Raw genomic sequence first — 18,289 nt, 5'->3', positions numbered from 1 at the left:
TGAACACTCGAACAGGGGATCGAAGTACAATGCTCGACAAACGCAAATTTTTCATTGGCGGCAAATGGGTCGATCCGATTTCCGCCACGGACCTCGATGTCATCAACCCGGCAACCGAGGAAGTGATTGCGGTCATATCCATGGGCAGCAAGGATGATGCGAACGCTGCGGTCGCGGCGGCCAATATTGCCTTCCCCAGCTTTTCGCAAACCACCAAGGCTGAGCGCATCGAGCTGCTCGAAAGCATCATGACCGCCTACAAGGCGCGCTATGACGAGATGGCGGAGGTCATTTCATCGGAGATGGGCGCGCCGATGACCTTGTCGCAAAACGCGCAGGCCAAGGTCGGCTTGGGGCATCTGGAAGGCTTCATTGAAGCGCTCAAGAGCTTTGATTTCGAAAGCATCAGCGCCAACGGTGACACGATCCTGCGCGAGCCCATCGGAGTGTGCGGCCTGATCACGCCGTGGAACTGGCCGATGAACCAGATGGTGCTGAAGATCGCACCAGCACTGGCCACCGGCTGCACCTTGGTGCTAAAGCCGTCCGAGCTGACCCCGCTCTCGGCCATGCTCTATGCCGAAATTCTGTCTGAGGCCGGTGTGCCGGACGGTGTCTTCAACCTTGTCAACGGCGAAGGGCCGGTTGTCGGCTCGGCCCTGTCCTGCCATCCCGACATTCAGATGATGTCTTTCACCGGCTCCACCCGCGGGGGTGTGGCTGTGACCAAGGATGCGGCGGATACGGTCAAGCGCGTCGCGCTTGAGCTGGGCGGTAAAAGCCCCAACATCGTCTTTGCCGATGTCGAAGATGTACAGAAATCCGTCAGTCGTGGGGCCCGGTCCTGCTTCAACAACACCGGCCAGTCCTGCAATGCACCCACCCGCATGCTGGTCGAAAAAAGCATCTATGAAGACGCCATGCAGATCGCGGCCAAGACCGCTGAGGAAACTGCCGTTGGTGATCCATCCAAGGAAGGTGGCCACATCGGCCCATTGGTCAGCCAGTTGCAATATGACAAGGTGCAGGCGCTGATCCAGAAAGGCATCGACGAGGGCGCAACCCTGCTCGCAGGCGGCATTGGCAAGCCCGAAGGCCGCAATGTGGGTTATTTCTGCAAGCCGACCATCTTTGGCAATGCGACGAACGAGATGACCATCGCCCGCGAGGAGATCTTCGGTCCCGTCCTGACCATGATCCCGTTCGAAGGTGAGGATGAGGCTATTCGCATCGCCAACGATACCCCCTATGGCCTAGCGGCCTATATCGAGACCGGCGACGAGACCCGAGCCACCCGCGTGGCCAAGACTTTGAAGGCTGGCATGGTGCGCATCAACGGCACCGATCTTGACTGGGGCAGCCCGTTCGGCGGCTATAAGATGAGCGGCTTGGGCCGCGAAGGCGGTCACTTCGGCCTTGAGGATTTCCTTGAAATCAAAGCCGTTACGCGGCCGTAACAAAGCCAATTATAGCATAAGAAAAGGGGCCTTCCGGCCCCTTTTTGTTTCTCTGATCATGGCCTTGCGGGCGTGCCGATCCTGTCGCGCATCTTGTAGTAGAGCATGGCCATAACAAGCAGGGCGTGGCGCATGTGTCGTCCGCCGGGGAAGGGATAGGTCGGGACATGCTCCATCGTGTCAAACCGGCTTGCCTGCCCGTCGATCAGATCCGCCAATATCTGCCCTGCGATGGTGGCAATCGCCAGCCCGTGACCGGAGAAGCCGCTGGCATTGACGATATTCTTGTTGATCTTCGAGAAATACGGCATGCGGTTGACCGTGATCCCCAAGGTGCCGCCCCAGCCATAATCGATGCGGACATCCCTCAGTTGCGGATAAATATCGAGCATCGGTTGGCGAACGAAGGATTTGATATCCTGAGGGAATTTGAAGCTGTAGGTCTCGCCGCCGCCAAACAGCAGCCGCCGGTCCTGCGACAGCCGGTAATAATTGACAACGAACTTGCTGTCCGCAACGCCCACATCATCGCGGATCAATTCGCGCGCTAGCTCTTCGCTCAAAGGCTCGGTCGCGATGATGTAATTGTTCATCGGCATCACCCGTGCGGCGACCTTTGGCATCAGATTTTCGATGTAGCCGTTGCAGGCAAGGATGAGATGATCAGCAGTGACACTGCCCCGGGCGCACTGAACCGTGACCTTGGCCCCGCGTTTGACCGAGGCGACCTCGCTATTCTCATATATCACCGCACCGGCTTCTTGCGCCGCAGTTGATAGGCCGAGGGCGTAATTGAGCGGATGCAGATGGCCGGACAGGTCATCCAGCATGCCGCCGTAATAGGCGTTGCTCCCCACCATCTCTCGTGCTTCGGCCTGATCCACGTAGCGGATCCGATCATAGCCATACTTAGCATGGAGCTTGTCGACATAGGCGCGGGATTCTTGTGCATAATGGGGCTTGTGGTCCACATGCAGGGTGCCGGGTTTGAAATCGCAGTCGATATTATGCGTCTCGATCAGATCGCGCACCATCTGGATGCCATCGACCGAGATGTCCCACAAGGCGCGGGCTTCATCTTTGCCGACCATGGATTCCAGCGCATCCTGATCAAGGCGCTGGCCAGTGCAAACCTGCCCGCCATTGCGGCCAGAAGCCCCCCAGCCCACCCGGTGGGCCTCCAGCACGATGACTTTGTAGCCCTTTTGCGCCAGATGAAGCGCCGACGACAGGCCCGCGTAGCCGCCACCCACGATGCAGATGTCGCAGGATTGGTCGCCCTCAAGAGACGGCAGGACCGCGTGCGGCGTCGCCGTGGCAGCATAATAGCTGTCGGGGTAGGTGCCCTGTTTGTCGTTGCTGTGGAGAAATCCACCCTTGGGACTGCTCAGACTCATGTTCCACCTATCTGGGATGGCTGGCAGGGCGGGCATCAGCACCGCCCTTGCAAATTGATTGGTCTACTTTAAAAGATCGCGGGCCTTGAGCTCCGCTAGCGCAAGATCGAGCGCCTGTTCAGCCTTGGTCACCAATTCGTCGATCTCGCTGTTGCTGATGACGAGGGGCGGCGAGATGATCATGGTGTCGCCCACGTGGCGCATCACCAGCCCGCTGTTGAAACAATGCTCGCGGCAGATCAGCCCGGCAGTTCCCTTGGCGGCGGCGAACGGGGCCCGTGCCGCCTTGTCCGGTGTCAGTTCGAGAGCCGCCACCAGTCCCTTGGAGCGGGCCTCACCGATCAGAGGATGATCCCCCAGCTGGCTCCATTTCTCCGCAAGATAGGGCGCAGCTCGGTCGTGTACACCTTCAACAATCCCCTCACCCTCAAGGATTTCCAGATTGGTCAGCGCTGCGGCGCAAGCCACCGGATGGCCCGAATAGGTATAGCCGTGATAGAACTCGCCGCCTTCGGCCAGCCCTTCGGCAACCCGGTCCGAGACAAGAACTCCGGCAATCGGCAGGTAGCCGGACGATAGCCCCTTGGCGATGGTCATCAGATCAGGCTTGATCCCGTAAGTGTCGCTGCCAAACCATTTCCCCGTTCGGCCAAAGCCGCAAATGACCTCATCGGCCACCAACAGAATGTCCCGTTCGTCGCAAATGCGCTGGATTTCCGGCCAGTAGCTCTCGGGCGGGATCACCACACCGCCTGCACCCTGAATGGGCTCGGCAATGAAGGCGGCAACCTTGTCTTCGCCGATGCGGTCGATCTCCGCCTCAAGCTGGCGTGCGCGCATCAGGCCGAATTCGTCCGGATCCATGTCGCCTCCTTCGCCATACCAGTAGGGCTGGTCGATATGGGTGACGCCGGGGATCGGTAGACCGCCCTGCTTGTGCATTGCCGTCATGCCGCCAAGAGAGGTCGCAGCCACGGTCGAGCCGTGATAGCCGTTCTTGCGGCCGATGATGACCTGCTTTTCCGGTTTGCCGAGCGTCGCCCAATAGTGCCGCACCATGCGAAACACGGTGTCATTGGCCTCAGAGCCGGACCCGGCAAAGAAGACATGATTGATATGCGGCGGGGCGAGCGAGGTGAGTTTTTCCGACAGCGCGATGACAGGCGGATGGGTGGTCTGGAAGAAGGTGTTGTAGTAGGGCAGCTGCTGCATTTGCCGCATTGCCGCTTCCATGATCTCGTTGCGGCCATAGCCGACATTGACGCACCACAGGCCAGCCATGCCGTCCAGATACTTCTTGCCGTCGCTATCATGCAGATAGACCCCGTCGGCCCGCGTGATGACGCGGGCACCCTTGGCATTGAGTTCGGCGGTATCCGTGAAGGGATGCAGGTGATGGGCCGCATCCTTTTGCTGCAGCTCTGCGGTCGGCGGCAGATTGGCCATGAAAGTCATTGTCGTCTCCCGTTGAATGCGCCGCTTCCTTGCAGGATCGGCGAACAGGGCCCTTTTAAGGGGCTTGGCTGAAAGGATTGGCGGGCGGAAATCCGAAATCGGAATGGGTGTGTATCACACGGTCAGCAGCAGGTGCTCGCGCTCCCAGGGACTGATGACCTGATTGAATTCCTCTGATTCATCGAGCTTGATCTTCGAATAGACGTTGACGAAATCTGGTCCAAGCAGATCGTGCAGCTGCGTGTTCTTTTCAAGCCGCCCCAGCGAATGATGCACCGAGCGCGGCAGGCTGAAGGGCATGTGGTGGGCATGGTGTTGCAATTGCGGCTTGGGCTTGTCCTTGTTCATGATACCGAGCAGGCCACAGGCAAGGCTGGCCGCAATCGCGAGATAGGGATTGGTATCTGCCCCCACAAGGCGGTTCTCGATCCTGCGGGCCTCCGGTCCTGAATTGGGAATGCGAAGCCCCACCGAGCGGTTGTCGATTGACCATTCAAGGTTGATCGGAGCCGAATCCCCGGCCAGAAGACGCCGGTAGCTGTTCACATAAGGGGCGAAAATGCTCATGGCATCCGGCAGATATTTCTGCTGCCCGCCAAGGAACTCATAAAACAGCTCACTTGCCGTGCCATCTTCGTTGGAAAAGACATTCCTTCCGGTTTTCGCATCCACCAGGCTCTGGTGAATATGCATCGCGCTGCCCGGTTCGTTATCCATCGGCTTGGCCATGAAGGTTGCATAGCAGTCGTGCCGGAACGCGGCCTCGCGGATCAACCGCTTGAAGACAAAGATCTGGTCGGCAAGATCGACCGGATCGCCATGAATGAGGTTGATCTCAAGCTGCCCAGCACCGCCTTCCTGAATGACCGTATCGATCTCCAGCCCCTGCGCGTCGGCAAAATCATAAATGTCCTCGATGACGCGGTCATATTCATCAACGGCGGCGATGGAATAGGCCTGACGTCCGACAGACTGGCGCCCGGAGCGGCCAACCGGCGGCTCCAGCGGATAGTCCGGGTCGGTGTTGCGCTTGGTCAGATAGAATTCAAGTTCAGGTGCGACAACAGGCTTCCAGCCCATGGTCTCGAACCCGCCCATAACCCGCCGCAAAACGTTGCGCGGGGCAAGCTCCACCAGATTGCCATCCAGATCATAAAGATCGTGGATGACCTGCATCGTCGGGTCGTTCGCCCAAGGGACCGCGCGCAAGGTGGAAAGGTCGGGGACGAGCTGAATGTCCCGCTCCATCATGAAATCCTGCCGGTCTTCCATCTCGATATAATTGCCGGTGATGGTCTGGAAAAAGATCGAGGAGGGCAGGTAGGTCGGAGACAGGCCGGAGAATTTGGAGGCGGGCATGGCCTTGCCGCGTGCAATACCGACGATGTCGGGCACCACGCATTCAACCTCGTCGATACCGCGCTGGCGCATCCATTCGTGGACGTCTTCCGAGGTCTGGGGCACATGATAACTGCGTCCGCGTCCCCCTTTCAGGGTCACATTGGAAAAGGGGCTGTCTGTGTCTTTGGGATCTGGCATCTGATTACCTATTGAGGAGCAGCAAGCGGAACTGCAACTGCCGTTGAGCTTAAGTCAGGAGGGGATCACAAAGCAAGAAAAATTTGTGATCACAAATTGAAAGCACGCCCGTGGTCGACTGCGGTTTGATTGCATGCAGAATGACAGGCAATCGGCTACGGCTCCGGCGGATCGTGCGTTTTTGATGAGCATGCAACTCAGATATCATCACCTATAAAGAGCATGCCTTGATGAATATCCTCGTGGATTGCCATGCGCAAGGAAGCCGCATCGCGGTGGCGCAGCGCCTCGATGGCTTGTTTGTGCTGATCAATGAGGTTTGCGGTGCCATGCCGGCCATAAATGAGGCGCATGAAGGGGCCAAACTGCATCCACACGCTTTCGACCAGCCGGGCGATGACATTGGATCTGGCGGCATCATAGAGCGCAAAATGAAAAGCATGATTGCCGCGCATATAGCCTTCAATATCGCCATTTTCCAAACAGACATCAATGGCCAGATCAATCTCGACGAGCTGCTCGATATGCGCGGTTTCGATATGGGGAAGCGCCATTTCGGCCAGTTCCGGCTCTAGAAGAGAGCGGGTGAGATTGATTTCCTGATAGCGCTTGGCGGTCATGGCGGGAATTGACACCCGTCGATTGCCATGGCTTTCCAGCGCGCCTTCCGCGATCAGGCGACGCACGGCTTCGCGAACGGGCATCGGGCTGACGTCAAGATCCTCCGCAAGACCCCGCAAGGTCACCGCCTTGCCCGGAAGAAAACCGCCGAAAAGGAGCCGTTCGCGCAGCGACTGATAGATCCTCTCATGCGCAGTCTGCGGCGCAGTGGATGCCACCTCGGCCTCGGTAACAAGGAAATTTTCAGTGTTCTGGTCCGTGTCTGATTCCACTCTTCTCATGTTCCCGTTATAGCCGTGCAAGAGGATCAAGCAAAAGGTTTCTGATTGAAAAGGCTTGCGGTTCGGAAAATTTTGTGATCAAATTTTCCAATAATAAACAAAAATTTATTCGGGCCACAATAGCCCACTGCAATCACAACATATCCCGATAGAGTGAAGGGGACCTAGTCAATGGCAGGCAAAGCACGCAAGCTTTACTCCAAAACCGCACTCACCATGGCATCGTTACTGGCTGCAACGAGTATGACCATGGCCGCAGGCGGCGAACTCCATGTATACAATTGGTCGGATTATATCGACGAGGAGATCATTTCCGATTTCGAAAAGGAAACGGGCATCAAGGTCGTCTATGATGTCTTCGATTCCAACGAAGTTCTTGAGACCAAGCTGCTGGCCGGCTCCACCGGCTATGACGTCGTTGTGCCCACCGGCACCTTTTTGCAGCGGCAGATTCAGGCCGGTGTGTTCCAGAAACTCGACAAATCCAAGCTTCCGAACCTGAAGAACATGTGGGATGTCGTCTCCGAGCGCACCGCCGAATATGATCCGGGCAACGAATATTCCATCAACTATTTGTGGGGCACCACCGGTGTCGGCTTCAATGTCGCCGCTGCAAAGGAGCGCATGGGCGATGTGCCGCTCAACACCTGGGACATGATCTTCAAGCCTGAAAATGCCAAGAAGTTTCAGGATTGCGGCATCCACATTCTTGACGCGCCCACGGAGATCATTCCGATCACGCTGATGTATCTGGGCAAGGATCCCAACAGCCATGATCGCGATGACATCAAGGCTGCCGAGGAGCTGCTCCTTTCGATCCGGCCCTATGTTCAGAAATTCCACTCGTCGGAATATATCAATGCGCTGGCCAACGGCGACATCTGTCTGGCCATCGGCTGGTCCGGCGACGTCTTTCAGGCTCGTGACCGTGCTGCCGAAGCCGACAACGGCGTCGAAGTCAATTATATCATCCCCAAGGAAGGGGCGCAGATGTGGTTTGACCAGATGGCGATTCCGGCAGACTCGAAAAATGTCGAAGGCGCGCACCTGTTCCTTGACTTCATCATGCGACCCGAGGTGATCGCCAAGGCATCAAATTATGTCTTCTACGCCAACGGCAACCTTGCGTCTCAAAAGCTGCTCGATGATGAACTGCTCAGCGACCCGGCGGTCTATCCCGATGCTGAAACCACCGCCAAGCTGTTCGTGCACCGGCCCTATCCGCCCAAGATCCAGCGCATCGTGACCCGGACCTGGACCCGGATCAAGTCCGGCCAGTAAGGCGCCTGCAACGGACCCTAACTCCGGCGCGCCATGTCGCGCTCAGCGATGGGTAAAAAACAAGACACAGCCGGGCAGATTGGCATCGTTCAAGTGCAGACTGCCCGGCCAGATTGCCATAATCGAATTGATAAATATCTCTCTGCCTTAGCCGCGTCAGGCCTATTCGGTCTGACTGGCCCAACCGTTCGCACCCTTTGGCTGACATGATCCCGATGCACTGAAGGGGCGCGTAATTTGATATCCGGTTGAAAAGACGGCACGATGGGACCACCGCCACATGCAAACACCGCGACCGACGGTCAGGGATGGGGCGATGTATTGAGCGAGAGTTGACCTGATATGAATGGTTCCCCCACTGCAGGATCCGGATGTCCCTTTGCGCCTTGGGATGATCCCGATGAAAAACCGTTGATCCGGTTTGATGCCGTCACCAAGAAATTTGACGATTTCACCGCTATCGACAATCTCAACCTGAAAATCTACGAACGCGAATTCTTCGCTCTTCTCGGTCCCTCCGGATGCGGCAAGACAACCCTGATGCGGATGCTGGCGGGCTTCGAGCAGCCCACCTCAGGCTCAATCATGCTGCGGCAGCAACATCTCACCGACATCCCGCCGCATCACCGGCCGGTCAACATGATGTTCCAGTCCTACGCGCTGTTTCCCCATATGAGCGTTGAGAAGAATATCGCCTTCGGTCTCAAGCAGGAAGGGCGCCCCAAGGCTGAGATCGCCGATCGCGTCGAGGAAATGCTGACCCTCGTTCAATTGAAGCCCTTCGCCAAGCGAAAGCCCCATCAACTTTCCGGTGGCCAGCGCCAGCGCGTGGCCCTCGCCCGCTCATTGGCCAAAAAACCCAAGCTTTTGTTGCTGGACGAGCCGCTCGGCGCGCTTGACCGGAAACTGCGCGAACAGACCCAGTTCGAATTGATGACCATTCAGGAACAGCTCGGCCTCACCTTTGTGATCGTCACCCACGATCAGGAAGAAGCGATGACGGTTGCCAGCCGCATCGCCCTGATGGAGCAGGGCAAGCTGGTTCAGGTCTCGACGCCGCGCGATATCTACGAAAATCCCAACTGCCGCTATGTCGCGGACTTCCTTGGCGACGTCAACATCATCGGCGGGCGCATCAAGGGGTGTAACGAGAGCGAAAGCGACATCATCGAGCTTGCATGGCATGAGGATTACGCTCCGCTCAAGGTGAGGCTGAAGCCAGACGCCCCATGCCCGGCAATAGGTGCCGAAAACTGGATCGCGGTGCGCCCCGAAAAGGTTCGCATTTCGAGGGATATGCCCACCGACACCCACAATATCCTCAAGGGAACGGTGCTCGACATCGCCTATACCGGCAACATCTCGACCTATCACGTCAAAACCGAGGATGGCCAGATCATCAAGTCGCAGGAAGCCAATCTGGAGCATCTGCGCAACCGCAGCATCACGTGGGACGATGAGGTCTTTGTCCATTGGCGGGCCGGTGCCTGCGTTCTGCTGGAGGGCTGAACCATGACAGATGTCACCGAAACTGCCGCCATGGCACCCGCCGGAGATCCGGGACCGAAGAAAACACCGCGCCGCCTTGCCTTGCCGAACAACTGGGGGCGTTGCTTTCTGATCACCGTGCCTTATCTGTGGCTGCTGGCGCTGTTTCTGGTGCCGTTCATCATCGTGGTCAAGATTTCTCTCTCCGACATGGCCATCGCCATGCCGCCTTACACCCCGACCTTCGATTGGGCGAAAGGCTGGACGGGCATCAAGGATCTGATCAGCCAGCTTGATCTGGAGAATTTCACCTGGCTGATGGAGGATGATCTCTATTGGAGAAGCTACCTCTCCAGTCTCAAGATCGCCTTGATCTCGACCTTTCTGGCGCTTGTCATCGGCTATCCCGTTGCCTATTCCATGGCCCGCGCGCCCAGTGAATGGCGCCCAACATTGCTGATGCTGATCATCCTTCCTTTCTGGACCAGCTTCCTCATTCGCGTCTACGCGTGGATTGGCATCCTGAAAAAGGAGGGATTGCTTAACCTTGCGCTTTTGCATCTGGGCATCATTGATGAACCTCTGACCATTCTCAACACGGACACCGCTGTCTATATCGGTATTGTCTATTCCTACCTTCCGTTCATGGTTCTGCCGCTCTACTCAGCGCTGGAAAAACTCGACGATTCCCTGCTCGAGGCAGCAACAGATCTGGGCAGCTCCCCCTTCAAGGCTTTCTGGGTGATCACGGTGCCCCTGTCTCTGCCCGGCGTGATTGCGGGCTGCTTTCTTGTCTTCATCCCGGCGGTGGGAGAGTTCGTCATCCCCGATTTGCTCGGCGGCTCCAATACGCTGATGATCGGCAAGACGCTCTGGGTGGAATTCTTCGCCAACCGGGACTGGCCGGTGGCTTCTGCGGTGGCGGTGATCCTGCTTCTCTTGCTGGTGGTGCCAATCGTCCTGTTCCAGCGCATGCAGGAAAAAGAACAGGAAAAGGGGGCATGACGCCATGAAACGCTTTGGTCTCTTCAACATCACCGCCCTGACGCTCGGCTTCACCTTTCTTTACCTGCCGATCCTCCTGTTGATGATCTTCTCCTTCAACGAGAGCAGGTTGGTCACCGTCTGGGGTGGCTTCTCGACCAAATGGTACGCTGAAGTCTTTGCCAACGATGGCTTCATGGATGCGGCGTGGGTTACCTTCCGCGTCGCCTTCCTCTCTGCCTCGCTGGCCACCGTTTTGGGCACCATGGCGGCGCTGGTGCTGATCCGTGCCGGGCGTTTTCCCGGTAAGACCCTGTTTTCGGGCATGGTCTATGCCCCCCTTGTGATGCCCGAAGTGATCACCGGCCTGTCCCTGTTGTTGCTGTTCGTCTCCATCGGCTTTGACCGGGGCTTCTGGACCATCACCCTTGCCCATGTCACCTTTTCCATGTGTTACTCGGCGGTGGTGGTCTCCTCGCGTCTGGTCACCTTCGACATGTCGCTCGAGGAAGCGGCCATGGATTTGGGGGCTTCACGGCTTGGCACCTTCTTTCAAGTCACGCTTCCCATCATCCTGCCTGCCGTCGTATCTGCGTGGCTGTTGAGCTTCACCCTGTCGCTGGATGATCTGGTGATTGCCTCCTTTGCCTCCGGTCCCGGCGCGACAACCCTGCCCATGAAGATCTATTCTCAGGTCCGGCTGGGGGTCACACCTGAAATTAACGCCCTTTCGACAATCCTTGTTGTTCTGGTCTCGACCGGTGTGATAGGAGCCTCTCTCCTGACCAAGCGTCGCGAGGTGCGCCGCAAACGCGAGGAACGCGCCGCCGTGGCAACCGTTTGAAACCGATCCATCAGGATTATCCTCTTCTTGCGACCAGCCACCTGTTGACGTCTGGCGCGAATTGAAATGAATGATAAAGACATGTTGACGAGCAACGACAACAAACAGCAGGCAAAAGCCTTCCGCGCTGAGGCCGAAGCCTTTCTGGCCGCGCATCCCGATCTGGTGAAAGTCGAGATCCTGCTGCCACGCTTTTGCGGCACGCTGATGGGCAAATGGTTACCCGCCGACATGCTGCCCAAGCTTGCTGACGGAGCGGTTCGCCTGCCGCGCTCCACCGCTGCGCTCGACATCTGGGGTGATGATGTCCCCGCCGTTGGCATCGCGCTGGAGAAGGGCGATCCGGACGGCATCTGCATGCCGGTGCCCGGAACACTCACCATGGTGCCATGGGCGTCCGAGCCGACCGCGCAGGTGCTGGTCACCATGACAGACATCGTGACCGGCGAGGATTGCGGCTATGACACCCGCTCGACCCTGTCACGCTTGCAGACGCGTTTCGGGCAAATGGACCTGACACCGGTCGTTGCGACCGAGCTCGAATTCTATCTCATTGATGCGGAAACCACCCCAACGGGCCATCCGCAAGGACCAATGGTGCCGGGGCTTGGAGAGCGGCTCACCGGCAGTCAGGTCTACAACATGGATGTGATCGCCGCTTTCGAGCCGTTGCTCGCCGAGATCTATGACGCCTGTCTGATCCAGAATATTCCCGCTGAGACCACCATTTCCGAATTCGGCCCCGGCCAGTTCGAAATGAATTTGAAGCATGTGCCGAGCGCCCTTGATGCCGCCGATCACTGCATGCTGTTCAAGCGGGTGGTGCGCAACATCGCCCGCAAACACGGCATGGACGCCACCTTCATGGCCAAACCCTATGCACACACCACCGGCAATGGCTTTCACGTGCATATGTCTGTGCTGGATGGCAGCGGAACGAATATTTTCTCCGGTGCGCGTGAGAATGAAGCCAACGACACCCTGCGCCACGCCATCGGCGGCATGATCGAGACCATGCGCGAATGCCAGATCCTCTACGCGCCCCACGCCAACAGCTACCGCCGGTTCCAGCCCGACAGCTACGCGCCGACAACGCCCTGTTGGGGCTATGATCACCGGGCGGTTGCCATTCGGGTGCCTTCTGCCCATGGTCCTGCTGCCCGCTTCGAGCATCGGGTTGCCGGCGCGGATGCCAACCCCTATCTGGTCATTGCCTCAATACTGGCTGGTACCCTGACGGGCTTCGAGAAAGCCTGTGATCCCGGAGCACCTGTTGAAACGCTCGAACAATTGGACGAGATGAAGCCTCTGTCGCCGATCTGGCAGGAGGCTATTGCGCGCTTCGGTGCGTCTGACTGGGCCGAAGACCAGTTCGGCCATGACTTTCACCTCTGCTACACCCGCTCGCGCGAAGCCGAGGAACAGATCGTCGCCGCAACCATCACGGATTTTGAGTGCCGGTCTTACCTGCGCACGGTCTGACAGCAAAAGCGGAGACATCAGAAGATGCCTCCGCTTTTCCTTCGCTCAGGAGCCGATGGCAACCAGCCGCCGCCACAGCCATTCCGCCGGCCCCTGCGCGAAGAATTCGAGATAGATCCTTGATCCGACAAGCTGAACGCAAATGATGCAGAGCGCGATCAGCAACAATTCTGAATGGCGGAATTCGCCATAAAGGCCAAAGCCGAAGCCGAAGAAAAGGGTGACGCACACGATGGTCTGCAGCAGATAGTTGGTCAGAGCCATCCGTCCTGCCGCTGCAAACAGGCTCGTCACAGCCTTGAACAGAGTCACCCGGACCAACAGAACAAGCAAGGCAAGATGGCCGAACGCGGTCGCGATGCGTCCAAGATCATAGGTGAAACCGGCCCAGCGGGGCGCTTCCATTCCCTCGCTGACCAAAAGATAGTCCGCCCAGGTCTCAGCCCCATTGACCGAGAGGCCGATGCCATAGCCGCATATCAGCATGACAACATAGAAGCGGGTCGAGCGCTGGCCTGTGACAATCCCAAGCTTGAAAAAGGCCATGCCGATGAGAAGCAGGATGCCGACATCGGTAAAGTGCGACGTGTAGAGTTCATGCGAATGGTTGGCCACACTGACCTCGGCCAAGGAGAGCACATTGAGGATATAGCCATCCTGACGGGCGGTGATTTCTTCGATCCACTGCGGCGCAATGTAGGTGCTGATCGCCTCTTCGTAGCTCAGTTCCTTTTCCTCGGCCGCCTCGGTGCCGGGGGCCTGTTCCCCTTCGGATGGCGTCGCGAACTGGTCAAGGTCAACCCCGTCGCCATCCTGCGCATCCTCAAGGATGGTTTCGATGCTGGCCGGCAGGCTGGTATCGCCCTTGGTGGTCACCTCGAAGGCCACCTCCGAAACGATGGCCGAAATCACCATGCCAAGGAATGCCATCGCCAGAAGGGCCTTGGCGCTGAGATTGCGAAGTGGGAACAAAAGCAATCCCAACAGCCCGTAGACGAAGAGAATGTCGAACGTCGACAAAAGCACATAGGAATGAAAAAGCCCGAAGACCATCAGCCACATCAGGCGTCGGTAATAGCGATCAACCTGTCCCAGCGGGTTGCTGGTGACCCGGGTCAAAAGCAGCATCGCACTGGCCCCGAACAGCAGGGAGAACAGCGCCCGCATGGTGCCATCGACATACATCTCGACAAAGGCCCAAGAGGCAATCTCGACCGGTTCGTGTCCGCTCCAGATCGTGGGCAGAGAATAGGCCATCGCCGGAATGCCGAACGCGAAGACGTTGCGGAACAGGATGCCGCACACCGCAAAGCCGCGCAGAACGTCCATCACCATGATCCGGCTGCGGGCTTCATCCTGAGGCAGAGCAACACTGACCGGTGCTGCCGTGCCGGGCAAGCTGGCCGCGCTCATCGTGCGGTGCATCCGCATTTGGACTGGGAAAAGAGATCACGGTCATCGAAGGGATCTTTGGAGATCCGAACCGTGAGGGTTTCGGGCGCAGGCGCACACGCGCGCAGGCGGCAGCGCTCAGCCGCAGCGAAAGGCAAGGGACGCATTCAATTGTCTCCGAAACCCGACTGCATTCTTTACTTTGGGGCAGATCGGGAAACCCAAGCGATCATGTACACGGGATCGCAAAGGTCCTATGCTGCAAAAGCTGCTTTTTGGCAACAAAAAAAGTCATCTTTGCACCAGCAACGCGGCCAGATCTGACTGGCGGGTACTGTCCGGCCCGGCTTGATCTGACGACGCCCGCAAGATGGGGGAAAGACCCGTCAGGGAGCCGCTTGTTTATCACGGGCAAGATGAAGCTTTGCTGCTGTAGATTGGTTCTGTTCCGAACAAATCGGGCGGATATTTTTGATGATACGAACAGTTAGCAACAATTATGAAGAGTGAAATTTTCGAATGTGAACATTCTTTCATTGCATTTTGCGGTGCCACGGAACATAATTTTCAAACGAAAATCTGAAGTGTAAGGCTGCTGACCCCGAGGGACGGTCGCGAGTGGTGACTGGCACGCTTGTGCTGCGGGACAAAATGACTGAACCTGTTCTGGTTTGAAACCGCAAGATGCGACGTGATCCGGCGACCCCGATGCCTGTCTGGGAGCCCGATGCCTGTCTGGGAGAAAGGCAACGTTGCTCGAGGCCGCAAGACACGGGCATCAGCAGTCCGTCGACCCGAGAAGAGGGATGGAGATAAGGTATGGAAAAGAAGTATGTTCTCTCGATTGACCAGGGAACGACCAGTTCCCGCGCGATCCTGTTCAACAAGAAGGGCGAGATCGTTCAGGTCACTCAGAAAGAATTCACCCAGATATTCCCCAAGCCCGGTTGGGTCGAACACAATGCCATCGAAATCTGGTCCTCCGTCCAGTCCGTCGTCGCCGAAGCCTTGTCCAGCCCGGACATCAATCCCGAGGAAATCGCCTGTGTTGGCATCACCAACCAGCGCGAAACCGCGGTGGTCTGGGACAAGCATACCGGCATGCCGGTCTACAATGCGATTGTCTGGCAGTCCCGCCAGACCATGGATGTCTGCAACGAGCTGAAGGAAAAGGGCGTCGACACCCTGTTTCGCGAGAAGACCGGTCTGCTCGTGGACGCCTATTTCTCCGGCACCAAGGTCAAGTGGATTCTCGACAATGTCGAAGGCGCACGCGAGAAAGCCGAGAAGGGCGATCTGCTGTTTGGCACCATCGACACATGGCTTGTCTGGAAACTGACCGGCGGCAAGGTCCATGTCACCGACTATACCAATGCATCCCGCACGATGATCTACAATATTTATGATCTCAAGTGGGATGACGAATTGCTCGAGCATCTGACGATCCCCAAATCCATGTTGCCCGAGGTGCGCAATTCCTCCGAAGTCTATGGCACGACCGACAAGGCGGCCTTTCAGGGTCATGAATACCCGATCTCGGGCATGGCGGGCGATCAGCAGGCCGCGCTGTTTGGCCAGACCTGCTTCACCGAAGGCATGGCAAAGAACACCTATGGCACCGGTTGCTTCCTCCTGATGAACACCGGTGAAAAGGCCGTCAAATCCGAGAATGGCCTGCTCACCACCATCGCATGGGGCATCGACGGCGAGATTACCTATGCGCTTGAAGGCTCCATCTTTGCTGCCGGATCCGCCATTCAGTGGCTTCGGGATGGTCTGAGGATGTTCCGGGAATCCCGCGACAGCGAGCTCTATGCAACCCGTGTTCTCAGCTCCGAAGGCGTCTATATGGTTCCGGCCTTTGTTGGCCTTGGCGCACCTTATTGGGACTCTGAAGTGCGCGGTGCCTTCTTTGGCCTGACGCGCGGCACCACCAAGGAGCATTTCATTCGCGCCACGCTGGAAGCCCTATGCTATCAGACCCGCGATGTGCTTGCGGCGATGGAGGCGGATTCGGGCATCAAGCTCGACAAGATGCGCGTTGATGGCGGCGCTGTCGCCAATGTGCTCATGTTGCAAATTCAGGCCAATTTCCTGCAAGCGCGCGTTGAGCGGCCCATGTGTTTCGAGACCACAGCTTTGGGTGCGGCCTATCTAGCCGGACTTGCGGTCGGCTTCTGGGAAAGCAAGGAAGATGTGGTCAAGAATTTCGGTGTCGATCGCTATTTCGATCCCACCATGGAGGCAGAAGAAGCCGATCGGCTCTATGAGGGCTGGCAAAAGGCGGTCAAGGCGACCATGGCCTTCAAGTAGCTTTCAAACATCAGCGCGCATTAAAAAGGGCACCAGTCGGTGCCCTTTTCAGTTCTATTCGTCCTCTAGACGTCTAGAGAGCCTTGGCGAAGCGCTCTTTGGCGATGGAGACTTCGGTTGCCTTGCGCACGTCATCCCAGCCAAGCGCCTCGGCCATCAACTCGATCACTCGCGGCAAAGCCTCTTCCGCTGCCGCCTTGTCGATGAGGGCGAGGGTCGTCCGGCGCACAAGGAAGTCCATCGCATGAACGGTGGCTTCCTTCTCGATCGTATAGAGCACTTCGGCCTCGATGACGCCATACCGGCTGCATAGCCGCGCATCGAGCCCCTTCTCCTTGGCCAGTTTGGCCACCTCGGTGCTGCGGTCGCCGTAATTGTGGTTGAGATGATCGGCCACATCCGCAGGCAGGCCATAGCTGTCGACCAATTCGTTGACCGTGCTTTCCGAATAATTGTCGGCACCGAGGATCTTCATGTCGTGGGTGCTGCAGGGTTTGGCTGCCGGATAGGAACCGTCCGCGACGATCTTATCAAGGGCCTGCTCGGCCATGAACCGGTAGGTGGTCCATTTGCCGCCCGAGATTGTCACAAGACCGGATTCATCCTCGATGATGACGTGGTCGCGGGCCAGTTCGGCCGTGTCCTTGGCGTCCGGATCGAAGACCAGTGGACGAATGCCCGACCAGGACGAGCGCACGTCGGACTTCGACAGTTTCACATCAAAGTAGCGATGCACATAATCGAGCAGATAGTCGATATCCTTTTCATCCACTTCCGGGTGATCGGTGACCTCCGTCATGTTGTCCGTCGTTCCGATCAGGGCCTGACCTTGCCACGGCAGAATGAAGAGCACGCGGCCATCATCAGTCTGCGGGATCAGGAGGCCCCCGTCGGGCGGGACAAAATCCGCATCGACGATGAGGTGGATGCCGGAGCTGACCTTGAGGATCGGGTCGGCTGTGCGATGGTCCATCTTGCGAATGCCATCGGCAAAGGGACCAGTGGCGTTGATGATCTTCTTGGCCTTGATATTCCAGCTGTCATCTGTGACGCGATCCCTGAGCGTGGCGCCCGTGAGCTTGCCGCTTTCATCATGCAACAGATCCACCACCTCGACATGGTTGGCCACCACCGCCCCTTCGCGTTCTGCGGTCATGGCGAGCGACACGACCATGCGCGTATCGACAAACTGGCCGTCATAATAGAGCACGCAGGCTTTGAGGCCCTTGGATTTCAGCATCGGATACCGCCGCTTGGCTTCGGCCGCGCTGATCAGCTTTGACTTTCCGATGTTCATTTTGCCCGACAGCCAGTCATACATTTTGAGGCCCGTGAACATGTAGGGCACCTGAAACCATGAATAGAGCGGCGTAATGAGGGGCAAGGGACGGGACAGATGCGGCGCGTTCTTCAGCGCCGCGCCACGCTCGTGCAGGGCTTCCTTGACGAGATTATACTGGGCCTTGTCGAGTTTTTTGACCGCTGCTTCCAGATAGCGCACACCGCCGTGCAGCAACTTGGTGCTGCGGCCCGATGTGCCTTCGGCAAAGTCGTAGCGGTCGACCATGGCGGTGCGCAAGCCCCGCGTCGCTGCATCAAGGGCAAGGCCGCAGCCGGTCGCTCCACCCCCGATGATCAGAAGGTCGAATGGGGTCTCCTCGCGGAGTTTTGCAAGAGTCTCGGATCTCATGATGCGCCTCGTGGATTGTTGGCGAAGTCAGTCTGTGCCAAACGTGCGTGAGCACGTTCGTTTCA

13 protein-coding genes are annotated in these 18,289 nt (G+C 57.7%); 7 read left to right on the top strand and 6 right to left on the bottom strand.

Annotated elements, in window-relative coordinates:
- The first annotated feature begins 29 nt into the window (after positions 1 to 29).
- Positions 30 to 1,457, top strand: coding sequence for an aldehyde dehydrogenase family protein (locus CPH65_RS01650; protein WP_096171850.1), 1,428 nt, complete (start codon positions 30 to 32; stop codon positions 1,455 to 1,457).
- A gap of 56 nt (positions 1,458 to 1,513) precedes the next feature.
- Here CPH65_RS01650 and CPH65_RS01645 read toward each other — a convergent pair whose 3' ends face one another.
- From CPH65_RS01645 to CPH65_RS01630, 4 genes are all read right to left on the bottom strand, one after another.
- Positions 1,514 to 2,854 (bottom strand): FAD-binding oxidoreductase, encoded by a 1,341-nt coding sequence (locus tag CPH65_RS01645; RefSeq protein ID WP_096176163.1) that lies wholly within the window; start codon positions 2,852 to 2,854, stop codon positions 1,514 to 1,516.
- A gap of 63 nt (positions 2,855 to 2,917) precedes the next feature.
- Positions 2,918 to 4,309, bottom strand: a complete 1,392-nt coding sequence (locus CPH65_RS01640) for an aspartate aminotransferase family protein (RefSeq protein WP_096171849.1) — start codon at positions 4,307 to 4,309, stop codon at positions 2,918 to 2,920.
- 114 nt (positions 4,310 to 4,423) lie between these two features.
- Positions 4,424 to 5,848 (bottom strand): glutamine synthetase family protein, encoded by a 1,425-nt coding sequence (locus CPH65_RS01635; RefSeq protein WP_096171848.1) that lies wholly within the window; start codon positions 5,846 to 5,848, stop codon positions 4,424 to 4,426.
- Between the two features lie 197 nt (positions 5,849 to 6,045).
- The gene (locus CPH65_RS01630) at positions 6,046 to 6,741 is read right to left on the bottom strand and encodes a GntR family transcriptional regulator (RefSeq protein WP_197703934.1); all 696 of its coding nucleotides are present in this window, start codon (positions 6,739 to 6,741) and stop codon (positions 6,046 to 6,048) included.
- Between the two features lie 180 nt (positions 6,742 to 6,921).
- On the opposite strand from CPH65_RS01630, the gene CPH65_RS01625 reads away from it, so the two are divergent.
- The 5 genes from CPH65_RS01625 (at position 6,922) to CPH65_RS01605 (ending at position 12,829) form a co-directional block, all read left to right on the top strand.
- Positions 6,922 to 8,031 (top strand): polyamine ABC transporter substrate-binding protein, encoded by a 1,110-nt coding sequence (locus CPH65_RS01625; RefSeq protein WP_172891436.1) that lies wholly within the window; start codon positions 6,922 to 6,924, stop codon positions 8,029 to 8,031.
- A gap of 342 nt (positions 8,032 to 8,373) precedes the next feature.
- On the top strand, positions 8,374 to 9,540 hold the full coding sequence (locus CPH65_RS01620) for an ABC transporter ATP-binding protein (protein ID WP_096171847.1): 1,167 nt from the start codon (positions 8,374 to 8,376) through the stop codon (positions 9,538 to 9,540).
- Positions 9,541 to 9,543: 3 nt separating this feature from the next.
- Positions 9,544 to 10,524, top strand: coding sequence for an ABC transporter permease subunit (locus CPH65_RS01615; RefSeq protein WP_172891435.1), 981 nt, complete (start codon positions 9,544 to 9,546; stop codon positions 10,522 to 10,524).
- A 4-nt stretch (positions 10,525 to 10,528) separates the two neighbouring features.
- On the top strand, positions 10,529 to 11,347 hold the full coding sequence (locus CPH65_RS01610; protein ID WP_096171846.1) for an ABC transporter permease: 819 nt from the start codon (positions 10,529 to 10,531) through the stop codon (positions 11,345 to 11,347).
- 66 nt (positions 11,348 to 11,413) lie between these two features.
- On the top strand, positions 11,414 to 12,829 hold the full coding sequence (locus tag CPH65_RS01605; protein WP_197703933.1) for a glutamine synthetase family protein: 1,416 nt from the start codon (positions 11,414 to 11,416) through the stop codon (positions 12,827 to 12,829).
- Positions 12,830 to 12,874: 45 nt separating this feature from the next.
- On the opposite strand, the gene CPH65_RS01600 is transcribed toward CPH65_RS01605, so the two are convergent.
- Positions 12,875 to 14,242, bottom strand: coding sequence for a DUF418 domain-containing protein (locus CPH65_RS01600; RefSeq protein WP_157747447.1), 1,368 nt, complete (start codon positions 14,240 to 14,242; stop codon positions 12,875 to 12,877).
- 798 nt (positions 14,243 to 15,040) lie between these two features.
- On the opposite strand from CPH65_RS01600, the gene glpK reads away from it, so the two are divergent.
- Positions 15,041 to 16,534 (top strand): glycerol kinase GlpK, encoded by a 1,494-nt coding sequence (gene glpK / locus CPH65_RS01595; protein ID WP_096171843.1) that lies wholly within the window; start codon positions 15,041 to 15,043, stop codon positions 16,532 to 16,534.
- Positions 16,535 to 16,607: 73 nt separating this feature from the next.
- Here glpK and CPH65_RS01590 read toward each other — a convergent pair whose 3' ends face one another.
- Positions 16,608 to 18,224, bottom strand: coding sequence for an FAD-dependent oxidoreductase (locus tag CPH65_RS01590; protein ID WP_096171842.1), 1,617 nt, complete (start codon positions 18,222 to 18,224; stop codon positions 16,608 to 16,610).
- Between the last annotated feature and the right edge of the window lie 65 nt (positions 18,225 to 18,289).

It is taken from the genome of Cohaesibacter sp. ES.047, assembly GCF_900215505.1.
In the GTDB taxonomy this organism is placed as follows: Bacteria; Pseudomonadota; Alphaproteobacteria; order Rhizobiales; family Cohaesibacteraceae; genus Cohaesibacter.
The sequence above is the reverse complement of the archived record's forward strand: the minus strand, read 5'-3'. Positions and strand labels throughout refer to the sequence as shown.

Excerpts from the sequence above, each read along its gene's own strand:
- CPH65_RS01635 (WP_096171848.1), bottom strand. The coding sequence starts at position 5,848 with ATGCCAGATCCCAAAGACACAGACAGCCCCTTTTCCAATGTGACCCTG.
- CPH65_RS01640 (WP_096171849.1), bottom strand. The coding sequence starts at position 4,309 with ATGACTTTCATGGCCAATCTGCCGCCGACCGCAGAGCTGCAGCAAAAG.
- CPH65_RS01600 (WP_157747447.1), bottom strand. The coding sequence starts at position 14,242 with ATGAGCGCGGCCAGCTTGCCCGGCACGGCAGCACCGGTCAGTGTTGCT.
- CPH65_RS01610 (WP_096171846.1), top strand. The coding sequence starts at position 10,529 with ATGAAACGCTTTGGTCTCTTCAACATCACCGCCCTGACGCTCGGCTTC.
- CPH65_RS01625 (WP_172891436.1), top strand. The coding sequence starts at position 6,922 with ATGGCAGGCAAAGCACGCAAGCTTTACTCCAAAACCGCACTCACCATG.
- CPH65_RS01645 (WP_096176163.1), bottom strand. The coding sequence starts at position 2,854 with ATGAGTCTGAGCAGTCCCAAGGGTGGATTTCTCCACAGCAACGACAAA.
- glpK (WP_096171843.1), top strand. The coding sequence starts at position 15,041 with ATGGAAAAGAAGTATGTTCTCTCGATTGACCAGGGAACGACCAGTTCC.
- CPH65_RS01605 (WP_197703933.1), top strand. The coding sequence starts at position 11,414 with ATGAATGATAAAGACATGTTGACGAGCAACGACAACAAACAGCAGGCA.
- CPH65_RS01650 (WP_096171850.1), top strand. The coding sequence starts at position 30 with ATGCTCGACAAACGCAAATTTTTCATTGGCGGCAAATGGGTCGATCCG.
- CPH65_RS01590 (WP_096171842.1), bottom strand. The coding sequence starts at position 18,224 with ATGAGATCCGAGACTCTTGCAAAACTCCGCGAGGAGACCCCATTCGAC.
- CPH65_RS01620 (WP_096171847.1), top strand. The coding sequence starts at position 8,374 with ATGAATGGTTCCCCCACTGCAGGATCCGGATGTCCCTTTGCGCCTTGG.
- CPH65_RS01615 (WP_172891435.1), top strand. The coding sequence starts at position 9,544 with ATGACAGATGTCACCGAAACTGCCGCCATGGCACCCGCCGGAGATCCG.